Annotated in this window: 16 protein-coding genes, 1 pseudogene and 1 riboswitch; of the genes and pseudogenes, 4 read left to right on the top strand and 13 right to left on the bottom strand. The window is 60.6% G+C overall.

The genetic code is table 11. From position 1 onward, the window contains the following. Window positions 1-13 precede the first annotated feature (13 nt). The 3 genes from CXY72_RS05890 to CXY72_RS05880 are packed head-to-tail and all read left to right on the top strand — an operon-like array spanning window position 14 to window position 2,664. Window positions 14-1,075, top strand: coding sequence for an ABC transporter substrate-binding protein (locus CXY72_RS05890; protein WP_104126762.1), 1,062 nt, complete (start codon window positions 14-16; stop codon window positions 1,073-1,075). Further along, window positions 1,065-1,877, top strand: a complete 813-nt coding sequence (locus CXY72_RS05885; RefSeq protein WP_233197674.1) for an ABC transporter permease — start codon at window positions 1,065-1,067, stop codon at window positions 1,875-1,877. The genes CXY72_RS05890 and CXY72_RS05885 overlap by 11 nt, the downstream gene beginning before the upstream one ends. After that, a complete protein-coding gene (locus tag CXY72_RS05880) occupies window positions 1,870-2,664 on the top strand; it encodes an ABC transporter ATP-binding protein (protein WP_104126760.1) in 795 nt (264 codons plus the stop codon). The genes CXY72_RS05885 and CXY72_RS05880 overlap by 8 nt, the downstream gene beginning before the upstream one ends. On the opposite strand, the gene CXY72_RS05875 is transcribed toward CXY72_RS05880, so the two are convergent. From CXY72_RS05875 to CXY72_RS05865, 4 genes and pseudogenes are all read right to left on the bottom strand, one after another. Then, window positions 2,661-3,977, bottom strand: a complete 1,317-nt coding sequence (locus tag CXY72_RS05875) for an LLM class flavin-dependent oxidoreductase (protein ID WP_104126759.1) — start codon at window positions 3,975-3,977, stop codon at window positions 2,661-2,663. The genes CXY72_RS05880 and CXY72_RS05875 overlap by 4 nt on opposite strands. Window positions 3,978-3,990: 13 nt before the next feature. Further along, on the bottom strand, window positions 3,991-4,755 hold the full coding sequence (locus CXY72_RS05870; RefSeq protein ID WP_104126758.1) for a 3-oxoacyl-ACP reductase: 765 nt from the start codon (window positions 4,753-4,755) through the stop codon (window positions 3,991-3,993). Between the two features lie 56 nt (window positions 4,756-4,811). Beyond that, a riboswitch (TPP riboswitch) is annotated at window positions 4,812-4,912 on the bottom strand. Between the two features lie 93 nt (window positions 4,913-5,005). Then, a pseudogene (locus CXY72_RS20620) lies at window positions 5,006-5,116 on the bottom strand (Tn3 family transposase); the annotation flags it as partial. Between the two features lie 33 nt (window positions 5,117-5,149). Then, entirely contained in the window at window positions 5,150-5,617 is a 468-nt protein-coding gene (locus CXY72_RS05865) for a MarR family winged helix-turn-helix transcriptional regulator (RefSeq protein WP_104126757.1), read from the bottom strand. Between the two features lie 99 nt (window positions 5,618-5,716). On the opposite strand from CXY72_RS05865, the gene CXY72_RS05860 reads away from it, so the two are divergent. Next, a complete protein-coding gene (locus CXY72_RS05860) occupies window positions 5,717-6,811 on the top strand; it encodes a substrate-binding domain-containing protein (RefSeq protein WP_233197673.1) in 1,095 nt (364 codons plus the stop codon). 80 nt (window positions 6,812-6,891) lie between these two features. On the opposite strand, the gene fmdA (CXY72_RS05855) is transcribed toward CXY72_RS05860, so the two are convergent. The 9 genes from fmdA (CXY72_RS05855) to CXY72_RS05815 form a co-directional block, all read right to left on the bottom strand. Then, window positions 6,892-8,142, bottom strand: a complete 1,251-nt coding sequence (fmdA, locus tag CXY72_RS05855; RefSeq protein WP_104126756.1) for a formamidase — start codon at window positions 8,140-8,142, stop codon at window positions 6,892-6,894. Window positions 8,143-8,189: 47 nt separating this feature from the next. After that, window positions 8,190-8,474, bottom strand: a complete 285-nt coding sequence (locus CXY72_RS20615) for an FmdB family zinc ribbon protein (RefSeq protein ID WP_370446221.1) — start codon at window positions 8,472-8,474, stop codon at window positions 8,190-8,192. Between the two features lie 166 nt (window positions 8,475-8,640). After that, the gene (fmdA, locus tag CXY72_RS05845) at window positions 8,641-9,897 is read right to left on the bottom strand and encodes a formamidase (protein ID WP_104126755.1); all 1,257 of its coding nucleotides are present in this window, start codon (window positions 9,895-9,897) and stop codon (window positions 8,641-8,643) included. A gap of 36 nt (window positions 9,898-9,933) precedes the next feature. Next, entirely contained in the window at window positions 9,934-10,224 is a 291-nt protein-coding gene (locus CXY72_RS05840) for an FmdB family zinc ribbon protein (RefSeq protein ID WP_104126754.1), read from the bottom strand. A gap of 9 nt (window positions 10,225-10,233) precedes the next feature. Next, complete coding sequence (locus CXY72_RS05835) at window positions 10,234-10,866, bottom strand: AmiS/UreI family transporter (protein WP_104126753.1); 633 nt, start codon at window positions 10,864-10,866, stop codon at window positions 10,234-10,236. 434 nt (window positions 10,867-11,300) lie between these two features. Then, the gene (locus CXY72_RS05830; protein WP_233197672.1) at window positions 11,301-12,212 is read right to left on the bottom strand and encodes a carbohydrate ABC transporter permease; all 912 of its coding nucleotides are present in this window, start codon (window positions 12,210-12,212) and stop codon (window positions 11,301-11,303) included. A gap of 9 nt (window positions 12,213-12,221) precedes the next feature. Further along, window positions 12,222-13,163, bottom strand: coding sequence for a carbohydrate ABC transporter permease (locus tag CXY72_RS05825; protein WP_104126752.1), 942 nt, complete (start codon window positions 13,161-13,163; stop codon window positions 12,222-12,224). Beyond that, window positions 13,163-14,467, bottom strand: coding sequence for a sugar ABC transporter substrate-binding protein (locus CXY72_RS05820; RefSeq protein WP_104126751.1), 1,305 nt, complete (start codon window positions 14,465-14,467; stop codon window positions 13,163-13,165). The genes CXY72_RS05825 and CXY72_RS05820 overlap by 1 nt, the downstream gene beginning before the upstream one ends. Before the next feature lie 440 nt (window positions 14,468-14,907). Beyond that, window positions 14,908-15,957: a tartrate dehydrogenase gene (locus CXY72_RS05815; protein ID WP_104126750.1), complete on the bottom strand. Its 1,050-nt coding sequence runs from the start codon at window positions 15,955-15,957 to the stop codon at window positions 14,908-14,910. Between the last annotated feature and the right edge of the window lie 92 nt (window positions 15,958-16,049).

The following is a 16,049-nucleotide window of genomic DNA, read 5'->3' as shown; positions in this document are numbered from 1 at the left end:
GGAGGGCACGACAATGCAACTATCTCTATCCAAAAGTGCGCCGTCGCGGTGGGTGACGGTCGTCACGCTGGCTCTTGCCGCGGCGACAGCTCTGAGCGGCTGCGCCTCAGAGTCGGCGACCGGCACCGACTCGTCTACCGCGTTGACTCCGGTGGCCTTCGCCTTGGACTGGACACCGAATACTAATCACACAGGGCTGTATGTCGCTCTTGAGAAGGGCTACTTCACGCAGGCGGGGCTTGACGTGAGGGTGCTTCCCTACAGCCAGTCATCCCCCGACGCACTCATCAACGCCGGTTCAGCTGACTTCGGTATCAGCTTCCAGTACGCGGCCACCTTCGCGGCGGCAGCTGGTGTGCGTAACATCTCGGTGATGTCGGTGCTGCAGCATGACGCTACGGCGATCGGGGTCCTGGCCAGCCGCGACGACATTCGAAGCCCCAAGGACCTCGACGGTAAGACCCTCGGCATGGCAGATCCCACCGCAACTTTTCCCACCGAGGCTTCGGACGTGATCAAGAACGATGGTGGAACGGGCGAGTTCAGGAAAATCATGCTGGGCACCTCCGCCTATGAGGCCCTCTATGCCGGCAAAGTTGACTTCACCTCGGCATTCACCACCTGGGAGGGTATCGATGCCGCGCTTCGTGGCACCCCGATGAAGTTCTTCCCTCTGCAGGACTATGGCGTACCGGACCAATACTCGGTGATCGTCGAGGCAAACCGGGACTGGACGGCCAAGCACCCTGCCGCCACTGCTCAGTTCGTTCAGGCCCTGCAACAGGGGTACCAGTACGCCGCCGATAATCCAGATGCCGCGGCGAAGATTTTGATCGATGCCAATCCCGGCGTCTTCGAAAACACCGAACTCGTTTACCAAAGCCAGAAAAAACTGAGCGCGTCCTACCTCAAAGACGCCAACGGTCACGTGGGCACTCAGTCGGCAGACACCTGGCAGCAGCTGGCTGATTTCCTCTACGGTGCCGGCCTCTTGGCCGACGAAGACGGCAAACCGCTCACGGCATCGCTGGACACGTCGACATTGTTCACCGAGCAGTACCTCAGTGAAAAATAGCATCACCGTGAAGCTGGCTCCAGCGCCCCGAATGACGGTACTCTCGGCGCTCGCGCCTCCTGCCGCGACCCTGGCCGCGCTCGTGATCACCTGGCAGGTGGCGGTAACAGCAGGCGGAGTGCAGCCAGCGATCTTGCCCTCCCCGCAACGCATTCTTCAGCAGGGCTGGGAGGCCCGCACCACGATCTGGGAGAATACGCTCCCCACCCTGCAAGAAACCTTGCTCGGCTTCGCCGTCTCCCTGACCGTCGCTTGGACGCTGGCGATCCTGATCGATTTTTCGCCCGGGCTGCGGCGAGCACTGGTGCCACTGCTGGTGGCATCCCAAGCCATACCCATCATTGCGATCGCGCCGCTGATGGTCATCTGGTTCGGGTTCGGAATGCTGCCCAAAGTCATCGTCATCGCCCTGGTGACATTCTTTCCGGTCACGGTCGGACTGATTGACGGTTTCAACCGCACCGATCGGGACGCGATCAATCTGCTGCGCAGCATGGGGGCCAACCGGTGGAAGCAGTTCGTGTACGTGCGTCTTCCGTCGGCGCTTCCCTCGTTCTTCACAGCTCTCCGCATCGGAATCGCCTATGCCGTCACCGGTGCCATTTTTGCCGAGTATGTCGGCGCCGAGCGAGGCCTGGGCATTTATATGGCGATGATGAAGAACTCGTTTCGTACCGATCTTGTGTTGGCTGCCGTTGCGGTGACCGCGTTCGTGAGCGTGTGCCTGTTTCTGTTGACCTATGTCGCCGAACGGGCCATCATCCCCTGGCACTCGAAGGCACGTAGGAGCTGGCATGGTTGAGGCAACGCCCCCGAAGATCGAACTGCGCGGAATATGTAAGTCGTTTCTGCTCGGCCACGGGCAGGTACGGTCGGTCCTCGACGACGTCGCCTTCTCGGCGCAGCCGGGTGAATTCGTTGCCGTGATCGGTCCGAGCGGATGCGGCAAGAGCACCATGTTCAACATCATGGCCGGCCTGGAGACGGCCAGTTCCGGGGAGATCCTCGTCGACGGGGATGTCGTCACCGGTCAACATGAACACTTTGCGTACATGCCGCAAAAGGATTTGTTGTTCCCATGGCGCAGCATTCTGGAGAACACATCCCTCGGCCTCGAGGTTGCGGGAGAAACAAAGAAGATCGCCCGAGCACGGGCGGCCAGTCTCTTTGCGGCCTTCGGCCTGTCCGGTTTTGAAGATTCACATCCTTTCGAACTCTCCGGGGGCATGCGCCAGCGCGCGGCCTTGCTGCGCACCGTGGTGCAGGGCAGAGAGGTCCTGCTGTTGGACGAACCCTTCGGGGCTTTGGATTCCCTCACCCGCACGGACATGCAGTCCTGGTTGCAGGGGGTGTGGTCCCAAAACGCCTGGACTGCGGTGCTGATCACCCACGATATCCGTGAGGCGATTTACCTGGCCGATCGGGTGGTCGTTCTCAGTGCGCGGCCGGCATGCGTGCGGCTGAACCTGACCATCGACCTGCCGCGGCCGCGCGCGCTGTCGATGACCACCTCGGCAGAGTTCGCCGGATACGAACGCACGCTCCTGGCGACCCTGCACGAGGAAACCCGCTCGTCCAGAGCACCCTAAACGTCAGCGCCGACCGTGGGGCGTTGTAGCCCCAGGTGCCCACGCAAGGTATCGGCGGTATAGCGGGTGCGGAACAGGCCGCGCCTTTGCAACACAGGGATCACCCGGTCCACGAACTCGTCCAAGGATTCCGGCAGCAGCGGTGGCATGACATTGAAGCCGTCTGCGGCACCGGAATGAAACCACAGCTCGATTTGGTCGGCGATCTGCTCCGGCGTTCCGACCATGGTGCAATGCCCGCCGCCGGCGGCAAGCCGGCCCAGTAACTGTCTGACCGTGGGCTGCTCAGCCTGAATAATTCGTAGGATGGTCGCATACCGGCCCTGCGGCCCGGTGAAGCCGGCCAGCGGCAGCAGCGACGGCACCGGCGCATCCAAATCCCAGTTACTGCAATCCTGTTGCACGAACGTTCCCAGCTGCGCGAGCGACTGCTCGGTCGGCAGGAGGGCGTCGACCTCTGCCTGCTTTGCCTGAGCCTGCGCTTGTGTAGACCCTATATAAGTCACGAGACCGGGCATGATCAACACCGCATCCGGATCGCGGCCGGCAGCGGCAATGCGCTTCTTCACATCTTGGTAATACTCCTGCCCGCTGGCCAGGTCATATGCCACCGCATAGATTCCTTCGGCATAACGGGCGGCGAGCTCCCGGCCGGGGTCGGAGGCGCCGGCCTGGAACAATACCGGTCGACCTTGCGGCGGGCGCGGCACCGTCAGCGGGCCGTCTACTTGGAAGTGTTCGCCGGAGTGGCCGATCGCTCGCACCCGGGCCGGGTCAGCATAGAGACCTCCGCGGTCCAGGACCAGAGCATCGTCCTCCCATGAATCCCACAATTTCAGTGCCACCTCGATGAACTCCCCTGCCCGGCTGTAGCGCTGATCATGTGAGGGCAGCGCGTCCATTCCATGGTTGCGGGCTTCGGCGTCAAACATTGAAGTGACCACATTCCAGCCAATGCGCCCCTTACTGATGTGATCCAGGGATGCAAGCATGCGCGCAGCGTGGAAAGGCGTGTAAAAAGTGGCCGAGACGGTGCTGACCAGCCCGATCCGGCTCGTCGCCCGCGCCATCGCGGCTATCGCCGTCAACGGCTCAAGAAACCATCGCGGGCCGGTGCTCACATCATTGACGGCGTGCCCGTCGGCGAAGAACACGGCGTCAAAGAGGCCGCGTTCGGCGCTTTGGGCGAGCCGTTCGTAGAAACTGATGTTTCCCAACTCTTCTATGGGTGACTGCGGCCGCCGCCAAGCGGCACCGTGGTGGCCACAACCCATGAGGAATGCATTGAAGTGAAGCTGGCGCAGGGCAGACATGACCGGCGAGGCCCTAGTTCATCACCAGGCCGCCGTCGACCATCAGGTTCTGCCCGGTAACCGACCGCGCCCAGGGGGAGGCAAAAAAAAGTACCGCATCGGCAAATTCGGCTGGGGTTGTCACCCTGCGCAGTGGGGTGGACGTGGCGATGAAGTCGAACACGTCCTCGGGGGTGGCTGCGCTGGCATCCGTGGTGCGCAACAGCCCGCCGGAGACCATGTTCACCGCGATATTGTGCAGGCCAAGGTCTGAGGCGAGGGTGCGGGTCAGGGAGAGTAGTGCGGCCTTGGCTGCGGTGTAGTCGTGGTACGGCACCACCGGGTTTTGGAACAGGTTCGTGCCGATGTTGATAATGCGGCCAAAACCGGCCTCGCGCATTCCGGCCAGCGCCTGCTGGGTCGTGTTTAGGGCACCGCGGACGCTGCCCGAGAACTGCGCCTCAAACTCGTCCCAACTGATGTCGGCAGCGCCGGAGCGGGCATCGCCGTTGAAGCGGAAATCGGCCAACGCATTATTGACCACCGTCGTCACGGTGGAGCCGAAATGTGCCTGAGCCTGCGTGAATATTGCTGCGACCTGGGATCGGTCGGTGACGTCGGCCCGCACAGCAAAAGCGTGTTCAGGGCCGTAGTTGGCAGCCAGGGCCTCCGCCGCTGCGGCGCTGTTGCGATAGTTGATGACCACCCGGGCGCCCTGAGCCGCGAAAGCGTGCACAATGCTTGTACCCAAGCCGCGTGCACCGCCGGTGACCAGGACAATCTGTTCTGCTATTTGCATACTTTTCTTCACCTTAGGTAAGGCGAAAGGACGAGATCCGGCACCACTGCGGTACACGTAATTCTCCGTGACATCCCTTCGCTAGTTCGAACTAGATCAGGTTCAACGGGTGTCATCTCAGCCGACCGTCATCCAGTCGGCACCCCGTGTCGCTGGGACTGAGTATACGCAACCGCCCGGTACCGGTGAATTCGTATCCCGAACCTGAACTCATCAGCTACCGCGCTGGTCGACCTTGTCGATAGCACTATTCCTCGGAGGACCGGGCGCGGATCTCTCCAAAGCGGTCGAAGTACACAGCTCGCGCTGCAGTCCTTCGGGCCTCGCCCTTATTCACTCCCGCTGTGATTGTGCGGCGCAGGTTGGGATGGCGGAAACTAGTGAGAGGGCACCCCTAAATAGTTGCGCGGTTCCGGCCGTTTCCCTCGACGAGGTGCGCCAGCAGGCGGATGAGCTCTCGGTTCTCCTTCGGTGACAGATGGGAGGTCACCTCGGCCTCCGCCTCATGGATCAGAGGAAGCAGCTCTCGCACGACGGAGCGTCCCCGCTTGGAGAGATAAGCCAGCACTCGGCGGCGATCCGCGGAGTCGACGTTGCGATAACAGAGCGCCATCTCGATAAGTTGATCGACCACTCGCGTCAGCGTTGGCCCCGTGATATTCGTCGCGGCCGCCAACTCCGCCATCGGCGAAGCCGTGTGGTCGAAGAGATATGACAGTACGCGCCACTGGTCGAGGCTAATCCCGTGTTCTCGGAGTCGATGTTCGATGTGCCCCGTAAACAGCTGGTTTGCTTGAGAAACCAGCTGGATGTTCGGTCCGTCCACGGGTAGGTTCGCGCCGTCGGAGGGTGACGCTTGCATTTTCTTCCTTTCCAACCGGAATGAACAATGCACAATAGGCTACTTTTTACTCAAGACTAAGTCGAAGTAATCCATTTGCACGCGAACAAGGGTGTTCTCTTGGCAAAGTATAAGCGCCGACACAGACACCGACACAGCGCTCCGGTCCTCGATGACACGATACGAATCGGGTTGGCCGTTCCGCTGCAAGGGCCGGCAGGAATATTCGGGCCGTCGTGCGAGGCCATAGCCGAATTGTGTGTTTCCAAGCTGAACAAGACGGGGCTGCTCGGCCGTCGAGTGGAGATCGAGACCATCGATGCGGGGGCGCCGCCCCCGCAGATCGCCCAGACAGTGGCGAAGCTGATCGATCGTGGGCGTATTCAAGCACTGACGGGCTGGCACATCTCATCCGTAAGAAGTCATCTCGTTCCGGTTATGGCGGGCCGTATCCCCTATGTCTACACCTCCTTGTACGAGGGCGGGGAGCGTCGTCCCGGAGTCTTCTGTTCGGGAGAGACTCCCCCGATGCAGATCGCGCCCGCCCTGTCCTGGCTGCGCGATCAGCTCGGAGTGCGTCGCTGGTTCATCGTGGGAGATGACTATGTGTGGCCGCGTCGTTCGGCGACCGCGGCAATGAGCTACGCGAGGGCGCTGGGCTTGCAGGTGGTCGGCTCGCAGTTCGTTCAATTAGGTACGGAGGACTTCGCACCCCTGGTCAGGCGGCTCAGCCGTTCCGGAGCAGACGGCGTGCTCATGTTCCTGGTCGGGCAAGATGCCGTTGCTTTCAATCGCGCCTTCGCACGCGAACACATGCAGCACCGCGTCATCCGCTTTTCACCGCTGATGGAAGAGAACATGCTGATCGCGTCCGGCCCCGGTGCGATCGACGAGATGTACGTCTCCGCTGGCTATTTTCGCTCGCTGTCAACGGCAGGCTCGCTCGATCTCGTCGGCGAGTACACCGACAACTTTGGAGCGGATGCGCCTCCGCTGAACAACCAAGCTGAGTCCTGCTACGAGGGCATCACTGTTTTAGCGAGCCTGATTCGCGCCGCGCAGTGCCTCGACGTGCACTGCCTGACCGCGGTGTCGGAGGGGGTCGGTTACGACGGTCCACGGGGAGCCGTCGAGTTGAGGCGCGGCCATCTTCAGCAGAAGGTGCACTTGGCGCGGGCCACCGTGGCAGATTTCGACGTGATCACGACCCTCTGAGAGGGCCGCCATCACATCGAGCAGATGATACGGCGCCGATCCATCCGGTGTTGTGCGGGTTCGGCCTCGCGTCGATTCACTCAGGAGGAGGCGACGGCCACCTGTCCTCGGTCGGTGTAGACCGGTCCGTCACCGTTCGGACGCACATCGAAATCGAAGATCTCGGTCGGAAGGAACACCGAACAAGCCGCATTCGGTATGTCGACGACGCCACCGATGCGACCCTCGATGGGGGACGTGCCGAGGATCAGGTACGCCTGCTCTCCGGTGTAACCCCACTTGGTCAGGTATTCGATCGCGTTCAGACAGGCGTTGCGGTAGGCCTCCGTGGCGTCCATGTACAGGTTTGTGTTGTCACGGTGATCGACCGAGATCCCCACGAATGTCAGCCACTCAGAGTACAGCGGCGCGACGCGCCCCGGCATGAAGACTGGGTTCCTGTGGATGCCGAACTTCTCCATTCCTCCCTTGATGAGGTCGACGCGCATATCGATATAGCCACCCATTTCGATGGCACCACAAAAATTGATCTCGCCGTCGCCCTGGCTGAAGTGCAGGTCGCCGCCCGAGAGCAGCGCACCGTCAACGAAGACCGGGTAGAAGATCCTGCTGCCCCGCGAGAGGTTCTTGATGTCCATGTTGCCACCGTGCTCTCGGGGAGGAACGGTGCGCGCACCCTCTCTGGCGATGCGGTCGGCCACGTCTCCGCTTGCCGTGCCTGCGAGCGTTCCGCGGACCGTGGGTGGCAGTGCGAGTGCGGGAACACGATGCGGGTCGGTGTCGATCAGCGCCTGCTCGCGACGGTTCCAGCTCGCCAGCAGATCGGGTGAGGGGGCCGTGCCGAAGAGTCCGGGGTGCGCGATGCCGGTGTACTTCACCCCGGGAACGTGACGCGATGTGCAGGTTTGGCCACTGAAATCCCAGATGGCCTTGTAGGCCTCGGGGTAATAGTCGGTCAGGAACCCACCACCGTTGACCTTCGCGAAAATACCCGAGTAACCCCATCCTTCACCGCAGTTTTCACCGACGGTCTGCGGGACCGGACCGATATCGAGGATGTCGACAACGAGTAGATCGCCCGGCTCGGCCCCTTCGATTCTGATTGGTCCGGAAAGCATGTGGCAGGGGTCGAGGTCGACATGGCGAACATCGTCCGCTGAGTCGTTGTTGCCGATCTGACCGTCCGTCCACTCCTTGCACTCGATGCGGAACTCGGCACCGGGTTTGACGGTCGCCGCCGCAGGAATGTCGGGATGCCAACGGTTGTGACCGGGAACGGATTGCTGCGCCATGGGAAGGTTCTGATCGACGCTGAAAATGACTTCTGGCATGAGTAGTCCTTTGCTGAGTATCGAGTGAATGTGCTGGTGACGTGACGTCAGTTCGTGGGGAGTCGTGGATAGCGCGGGTCGCGAACCGGCCCGACCGACGCCCGTCTCGCGGAAGGTACCGAGTGGACGACCTCGGGCACTTCACTGCTTCGCCCGGCCTGACTGAAGGCATTGTCCAGTGCGCGTGAGCGAGACCCAAAATTAGGAGCAGTGAAGACCCGAGTCGCCTTCTGTCTACACTTCGGGCAGGACGTATCGGAGGTATTTCCGGTAAGGGAGAGATCGGCGTCGAACTCTCCGCAATCGGGACAGCGAAACGAGTAAAGGGGGATGATAATCTCCTTTCTTTCTATTTAGTTTATATTCATTTGGAAGTAAATGTCCATTGTGATGCTCGATCGGATGGAGCCGGGTCTGTGGTCGACCGGGAGTCGAGCCGATACGGCTGAAGAGCGGCGTCAGCCTCCTGCTGCTGCTCGCCGGATCACCCGGCGCATCTCACCGGTTGGCCGCTCGCGGTGCACCGATTCCCGGATTGACCTGGAACGGCCCGGCGGCTGACGGCTGCACATCAAAATCGAAGATCGATGTGGGGATGTATACCGTCGAGCAGGAGTTCGGAATGTCGACCACGCCCGACAACCGGCCTTCAATGGGTGCGGCGCCGAGCAGCAAGTAGACCTGTTCTGGCGAGTACCCGAACTTGGTGAGGTAGTCGATGGCGTGCAGGCAGGCCCGCTGGTAGGACAGGTGCGAGTCCAGATAGCGCTGTTCGCCGTCGAGCGTCACTGAGGTTCCGGAGAAGGCCAGCCACTGGCTGAACTGCGGTTCCACATTGCCCGGCATGAAGATGGCGTTCTCGCTCACCCCGTAGGTCTCCATACCGCCCTTGATGATGTCCACGCGCAGCTCGATGAAACCGCCCATCTCGATAGCCCCGCAGAATGTGATCTCTCCGTCGCCTTGAGAGAAGTGCAGGTCACCGAGTGAAAGGTTGGCGCCGTCCACGAACACCGGGTAGAAAATCCGGCTGCCCTTGGACAGGTTCTTGATGTCCTGGTTGCCCCCGTTTTCGCGTGGTGGTGCGGTGCGGGCGGCCTCTCCGGCTACCCGTGCGAACTCCGAGGGAGCGAGGGACCCCAGAACGGCGTGCTCGGCCTCCGGCGGAAGCGCAAGGGGCGGCACGCGGTGCGGGTTGGTGGCGATCAGGTCACCTTCTCGCTTGTTCCAGGTGGCCAGCAGCTTCGCTGACGGTGCCGTACCCATCAGCCCGGGATGGATGAGCCCGGTGAACGACACGTTCGGGATGTGTCGTGAGGTTGCGGTCTGACCGGTGAAATCCCAAATGGCCTTGTACGCGTCGGGAAACTGATCGGTGAGAAAACCGCCGCCGTTGTTCCGCGCGAAAATTCCGGTGTATCCCCAGCCCTGCCCGGCGAGCGGTCCGGTGTCTTCCATGGGGATGGGTCCCACATCGAGAATGTCCACTACCAGCAGGTCTCCCGGTTGGGCGCCTTCCACGGCGAACGGGCCGCTGAGCTTGTGCACGGTCAGCAGCGGCGCGTTGAGAATGTCGTCGGCCGAGTCATCGTTCACGATGGCGCCGTCGAACCATTCGCGGCAATCCACCCGAAACGACGTGCCGGGCTTCACTGTGGCGACCGGCGGGATTTCGGGATGCCAGCGGTTGTGCCCCACCTTCTCTTGGTCCTCAAATTTTTTCGAAGAATCTAGCGGAAACAGCAGCTCGGGCATCTTGTTCTCCTTCTTCGGGTGCGTGCGAACGTGTATTTACGGTCGGGGAAGCTTTTTATGCAACGGGTTTGACGTGTATTTCTGCGCGGGACCAGAACGCCGTCCGGGGGCGGGAGAGGTCACGACCGCGGGCTCGTGCGCGCTGCGCTTGGTGTCGTCTATCAATCGAAATGCAGCCGAACTGGCCGTCGAGATCCCCGGCGCGCTCATGCGGCGCCGGGCGGTGCAGGCGCACGTCGGGCAGGTCACCAAATCGGGCACAGAACGCATCTCAAAGACGAGGTCGAAGTCCGCGCAGTCGGGGCACCGGTACTCGTAGGTGGGCATGGTTCCCTTTCAGGTCACGATCAATGCGGGAGCAGATGCCGCAGGCGCCGCCGCGACTCTCGCCCGCCGTCCGATGACCATCGCCATCACGAGCGCGATCCCGCCAAGGGCTGCCATGCCGAGGGCCAGGGCAGTGTTCGATTCGTAGCGGCCCAGCAGCAGAAAAAAGGCCGGAATGGTGGCCGTGAGGTGGCTGATGAAAATCGCGAACCACCCAGTCGTGCGGGCCAAGGACTCTTTTCCCAGACCGAGCAGCAGGAAAAAGAAGAACCACAACACGGCCCAGATCCACCAGATCACGCCGAAAACCGCGTCGCCGAGCGTGAACTGAATGACGCCGATCACCAGTGCGCATGCCGACACGAACACGGAGAACCAACCGAGGCCTTCTCCGCTCACGCCGGTCACCTGCAGAATGCCGACATAAAGATACGTGAACCCAAAGAGATAAAGCCCCGCAGCCCCGAGGACGATCGCCGGATCGTTATTCGCTTGGATCAGAATGATCGTTGGCAACACGACCTGCATGCCACCGACAAAGAAATTGAGAATGGCAGCCGACTTGCCGGGAATCACGCCGATCAGCATGAGCCCGTTAATAAAAAGAATGACCCCCACGTACAGCAAGCCAACATTACTCATAATCGGCGCCCTTCAACCTCAGTCATCAACGGCTGCATGGCCCGAACGTAGCGGAACGGACAGGATGGTGTCAACGATCTTGGTGACGTATCCTGCAACGGCGGCGCGCTGAATGCAGTCGGCTAACGGTATTCGTAGAGCGCTAAAGGAATCCGAACAGTAGAACCCCGGCCCCACCACGGGAATGAGCCCGACGACATAAAGAGAGGACACCAGAACTACAGCGTCTTTCGCCTGAGGCACAGCGGATGGCGCAGCCACAGACCCAGTAACAGCGCAACGACCGCAGTCAACACGACGAACGGCAGCAAACTACCGAATACCGACTGACACGCGCACAGCGCAAGCGACGCAACCGTCACGATGCGTCTTTGCACGGCGGGCACCGCCCCCATGGTGCAGCCAGCGAGGCAGGCTGCAGAGATAGGTCAGCATCAACGAATACCGCTGCGGGCGAAGCCCTGCACGAAGTACCGCTGGAAGGACAGGAAAAGCGCGACCATCGGAAGGACTGAGATCAGCGCCAGGGCCATTGTGGCGTTGTAGTTGGGCGCCGTCTGGTTTTGGAGGTAGAGAAGTCCAATCGGGAGAGTGAAGAGCTGATTGTCATTCAATGCGATCAAGGGCCACGCGAAGTCGTTCCAGCTTCCCATCAGGGTGAGCAGGATGAGAACCGCGATCAGCGGCTTACTCAATGGCAGCACCACCTGCAGGAAAATGCGAATTTGCCCGCTGCCATCAATTTTCGCAGCCTCGATAATCTCGTCCGGAATTCCGATGAAGAACTGTCTGGCGAGGAATATCCCGAATGCCGCTGCGGCCCCTGGCAGGATCACACCCCAGTAGCTCCCGTAAATACCTAAGTCGGAAACCAGTCGGAATTGAGCAACCATGATCGCCTGGACGGGGATCATCATCGTCGCGAGGGTCAAGAGAAAGAGTACGTTTCGCCCGCGGAATCTCAATCGTGCGAATGCATAGCCGGCGAGCAGATTGACCACCACGGTGAGGAAGGTGATGAAAAGACCGATGACCACTGAGTTGCCGAACCAGGTGGCTACCGGGTACAGCTCGAACACTCTCTGGAAGTTTTCGGTGGTCCAGGCACTTGGCCAGAACCGGAGGGTGGGTTCGAACGCCTCCCCACGTGGTGAGAACGCCACGACGACCATCCAATACAGCGGGAAGACCATGATGATCGCGACCACGATGGCGATGATACTTCGCCATACGATTCCCTTGCGATCGCCGATCGCCGCGGCACTACTTCTGCTTTTCCGTCGAGGCTCGCGATCGCCGCTCATCGTTGTCGCCAATTTGTTTGGAATGGCTACCGTCTGTGTCATGGGATGTCCTTATCCGGCCTGGTCGCGCGTGCGACTCGTTTTCCACTGCACGAAGGTAAAAAGGAGCGTGATAATGAGGATGACAATACCGATCGCGGCGCCGTAGCCCTGTTCCCTGATCTGAAAGCCGTTGCGGTAGGCGTAGGTCACCAGCACGGAAGTGGAATTGCCCGGCCCGCCGCCAGTCATCACGAAGATGAGGTCAAAAACCTGGAACGAGGCGATCACGTTCATGATCAGCAAGAAAAACGTACTTGGACCGACTAGGGGTACGGTGATGGACCGAAGCTGCTGCCAGCGACTGGCGCCGTCGATGCGTGCCGCCTCATACAGTTGTGGCTCGATCCGCTGCAGACCGGCCAGATAGATGATCATGTTGAAGCCGATCCGCAGCCAGATCGCCACAATAACAACCGAGATCAACGCCGGCAAACCGTCGGACTGCCAAGCCACCGGATACAGGCCCACCGCAGAAAGCACCTTGTTGATGATGCCGTTTGATTGGTAAAAGATAATTCCCGCGATCATCCCCGAGGCAACCCCTGAAATAACCATCGGCAGCACGATAACCGTGCGAAAAACGCCACGCGCAGGCAGCACAGAATTCATCAGCACGGCCAGGCACAGGCCGCCGATCATCGTGATTGGCACGGTCAAAATGGTGAAGGCAATAGTATTCCCGAAGCTCTGCCAGAAAACTGGGTCGCTGACGAGCTTGGCGTAGTTCTTCAGACCAACCCACTCCGGGGAGCCGAATCCCCGACTGTCCTGAAACGACAACTGCAAAGCCCACAGGATGGGTAGGAACAGAAAAATTGCCATGAGGGTGAGGTTGGGCGCCAGAAAGCCCCAGCCGATGAGAGACTCCCGTAGGCGTGAGGCGCGCCGCGCCGCGCGCGGACGTGGCGACAAAGGAGCGCTGCCCCGTCCACGTGCGGTGAGCGACGTCATTACTTGCTGGCCTCTTCGATGGCACGGGTCAAGTTGGTCAGCGTGTCCCCCGTGGACTGGCCACCGACGAATGCAGCATCAAGCTGATCCTGCAGGGCTGTTGAGATCGCCGCCATCGTGGGCGAAGTCAGCTGCGTGACATCGCTGGGTTCGATGGTGCTGGCTTGTTCAACGAAGACGGGCATCACGTCGGGTCGCACAATGAACGTAACTGCATCTGCTGCCAGGTCTGTTCGGGTCGGGAGTTCATTGGTGGCTGCGCAAAACGCCGACATACTATCGGCCTGCACCATGAACGCAAGGAATTTTGCGGCAAGTTCCGGATTTTTCGTATCCTTTGTCGCGACTAGCGCGTTACCCCCAAGATCTGTAGCTCCGCGCTCATCACGCGGCATCGGAATTGCAGTCCAATTGAACTTGGCGAGGGTTTCCATGTCCGGCACCAAGAATGAACCAGCGAAAACCATCGCAGCAGTGCCCTCTTGGAAGGTGGTGTCCGCGTACACGGACGACTTCGTTGAACTCGTCGGAGGGACCCACTGGTTGTCATAAAAGCTCTTCGTGTAGTCAAGAGCCTTCTTACCAGCGGGCGAATCGATCGCCGGTGTCGTTCCATCCTTCTCGAAAAGGGCGCCGTTGGCCTGGAACACCCAACTCAACCATCGCGGAGCGCCTCCTAATTGCCAGTTATAGACGAAGGGATACTTATCTGCTGGCAACGCAGTCCGAAGTTGCTTCGCAGCATCCGAAAACTCGTTCCACGTCCACGCATCAGCCTGAGTCGTCGGCAGCGAGGCGACATCGATTCCGGCTTCCGACAACATGTCAGTGTTCACGAGAAGAGCAGAGACGTCGGTCTGATGAGGAACACCGTAAGGCTTATTCTCGAACGACACGGCCTGCCACATCGCAGGAATGAAATTATTTTGCTCATCCGCGAGATACGGACTCAGGTCAAGCAACTGGTCCTGGCTTGAATACACGCCCAGGTTTCCGTAGTCGACTCGAAAGATGTCGGGAGCATTTCCGGACGAAAGCTTGGCGTCAATCCCCGAAAACATCTGCGCATAGGGAACGACATTCAACTTGACTGTCACGCCGTCGTTCTCGGCCTCGAACTGCTTGATCAAGGTTTTGAAAGCGACTGCTTCGCTGTCTCCCGCCCACGTGGTGAAGGTCAGCTCGTTAGAGCCTGCTTCTCCCCCACCGCCTCCACCGCTCCCGAAACCAACACACCCAGAAAGAACGGTGACCGCCACGATTACCGCCCCCACTGCAAGCGAACGTTTTCTGTTGAGTTTCACGCTGTGATCCTTCCGTCATTGCAAGGCCGAGCAGACAAGCTCCACTGTGCCTCAGTTTTTCACGAATATGCAGGACCATGACTTTAATCATGAAGAACTTTCAATATCTGCCCGGTTCTGCTTGACACGTAAAACTTTTCTGCAGTCATCGATGCAAAATCAAGGCTGTGTTGCCGTCAGGCTGTCGGCGGCTGAACTGTCCCTCCTGGCGGTGCCACTACCGCACCAGACCGAGGACTGCGGCGCACGGCTGGGAAAGCAGATGCCGTTGACGCTGAAGCCGCGGCCCGGGTAGTCACCGCCGGCCGGACCTTGGCCACGCCGAAATCCAGTAGCGGTGCCGCCGAAGAACTACGCCAAATGCTGTTGCTGAAATCGATAGCAGTGAAGGGACGAACGACTGCGAGATTTCGACAAGCTCGGTCCGGCGGCTGCGCAGGTCAGAGGGCGGCGGCAACCTCGGCGGCGACAGTGTCGGTGGTTCCGGTGCCGCCGCAGTCGGGGGTGAGGCGCGCGGGCGTGGCCGTGACGGTGCCGAGCGCGCGCAGCAGGTCGGCTGCGGCGGCCTGCTCCCCCAGGTGTTGCAGCATCTGCGACACACTCCAAATGGTGGCGATCGGGTTGGCGATGCCCCGGCCCGCAATGTCGGGCGCCGATCCGTGCACAGGTTCGAACATCGACGGAAAACCGCCGTCAGGGTTGATATTGGCCGACGCGGCGAACCCGAGTCCGCCCTGAATGGCCGCTCCGATATCGGAGAGAATATCGCCAAACAGGTTGGACGCCACGACAACGTCCAGGGTCTCCGGGTGGGTTACGAATCGAGCCGCGATGGCATCGATGTGGTACCGCGTGACGATCACGTCTGGGTACTCGGCGGCGAGTTCGTCGGTCACGTCGTCCCAGAACACCATCGTGTGCTTTTGCGCGTTCGATTTGGTGACCGAAGCGAGTCGACCCGAGCGCGAACGCGCCTGCTCGAACCCATAGCGAAGGATGCGCTCGACTGCGGCCCTCGTAAAAATCGCCGTCTCAACCGCGACCTCGATTTTGGTGCCCTGATGCACTCGTCCGCCCGCACCGGAGTATTCGCCCTCGGTATTCTCTCGAATCACCAGAATATCGAACTCAGATTTGCGCAACGGCCCCGTAATGCCAGGGAGCAAGAGGTGCGGGCGCATATTCACGAAGAGATCGAATCCTTGACGGATGGGCAGCAGCAGCCCATGCAGCGATACCGAGTCCGGCACCAGTGCGGGCCACCCCACCGCCCCGAGAAGAACCGCATCGTGCCCACTCAGCTGCTCGAGGCCGTCCTCGGGCATCATCGATCCGGTCTCGAGGTAGCGCGCGCACGACCAATCGAAGGTCGATTGCCGCACCGCGAAACCATGCTTGTCAGCTACCGCCTGCAACGGCACGAGGGCGGCGGCCACGACGTCGATGCCGATGCCGTCACCGGGAATGAGCGCGAGTGAATACTCAGACATGGGTGACCTCCCCTACGGTGCCATTATCGGCGAGGGGCGCAATCCTGTCGTGTCGTGCATCGAACATGAGTTCTCCTTTAGTGGGGGGTTGG

The organism is Cryobacterium sp. Y57 (assembly GCF_002929505.1).
In the GTDB taxonomy this organism is placed as follows: Bacteria; Actinomycetota; Actinomycetes; order Actinomycetales; family Microbacteriaceae; genus Cryobacterium.
This window is presented reverse-complemented; position numbering and strand designations above follow the sequence as displayed.

Coding starts and splice junctions, on each gene's coding strand:
- CXY72_RS05835 (WP_104126753.1), bottom strand. CDS start 10,866: ATGAGTAATGTTGGCTTGCTGTACGTGGGGGTCATTCTTTTTATTAAC.
- CXY72_RS05865 (WP_104126757.1), bottom strand. CDS start 5,617: ATGCAAGCGTCACCCTCCGACGGCGCGAACCTACCCGTGGACGGACCG.
- fmdA (WP_104126755.1), bottom strand. CDS start 9,897: ATGCCCGAGCTGCTGTTTCCGCTAGATTCTTCGAAAAAATTTGAGGAC.
- CXY72_RS05890 (WP_104126762.1), top strand. CDS start 14: ATGCAACTATCTCTATCCAAAAGTGCGCCGTCGCGGTGGGTGACGGTC.
- CXY72_RS05870 (WP_104126758.1), bottom strand. CDS start 4,755: ATGCAAATAGCAGAACAGATTGTCCTGGTCACCGGCGGTGCACGCGGC.
- CXY72_RS05880 (WP_104126760.1), top strand. CDS start 1,870: ATGGTTGAGGCAACGCCCCCGAAGATCGAACTGCGCGGAATATGTAAG.
- CXY72_RS05840 (WP_104126754.1), bottom strand. CDS start 10,224: ATGCCCACCTACGAGTACCGGTGCCCCGACTGCGCGGACTTCGACCTC.
- CXY72_RS05815 (WP_104126750.1), bottom strand. CDS start 15,957: ATGTCTGAGTATTCACTCGCGCTCATTCCCGGTGACGGCATCGGCATC.
- CXY72_RS05875 (WP_104126759.1), bottom strand. CDS start 3,977: ATGTCTGCCCTGCGCCAGCTTCACTTCAATGCATTCCTCATGGGTTGT.
- CXY72_RS05825 (WP_104126752.1), bottom strand. CDS start 13,163: ATGACGTCGCTCACCGCACGTGGACGGGGCAGCGCTCCTTTGTCGCCA.
- CXY72_RS05830 (WP_233197672.1), bottom strand. CDS start 12,212: ATGACACAGACGGTAGCCATTCCAAACAAATTGGCGACAACGATGAGC.
- fmdA (WP_104126756.1), bottom strand. CDS start 8,142: ATGCCAGAAGTCATTTTCAGCGTCGATCAGAACCTTCCCATGGCGCAG.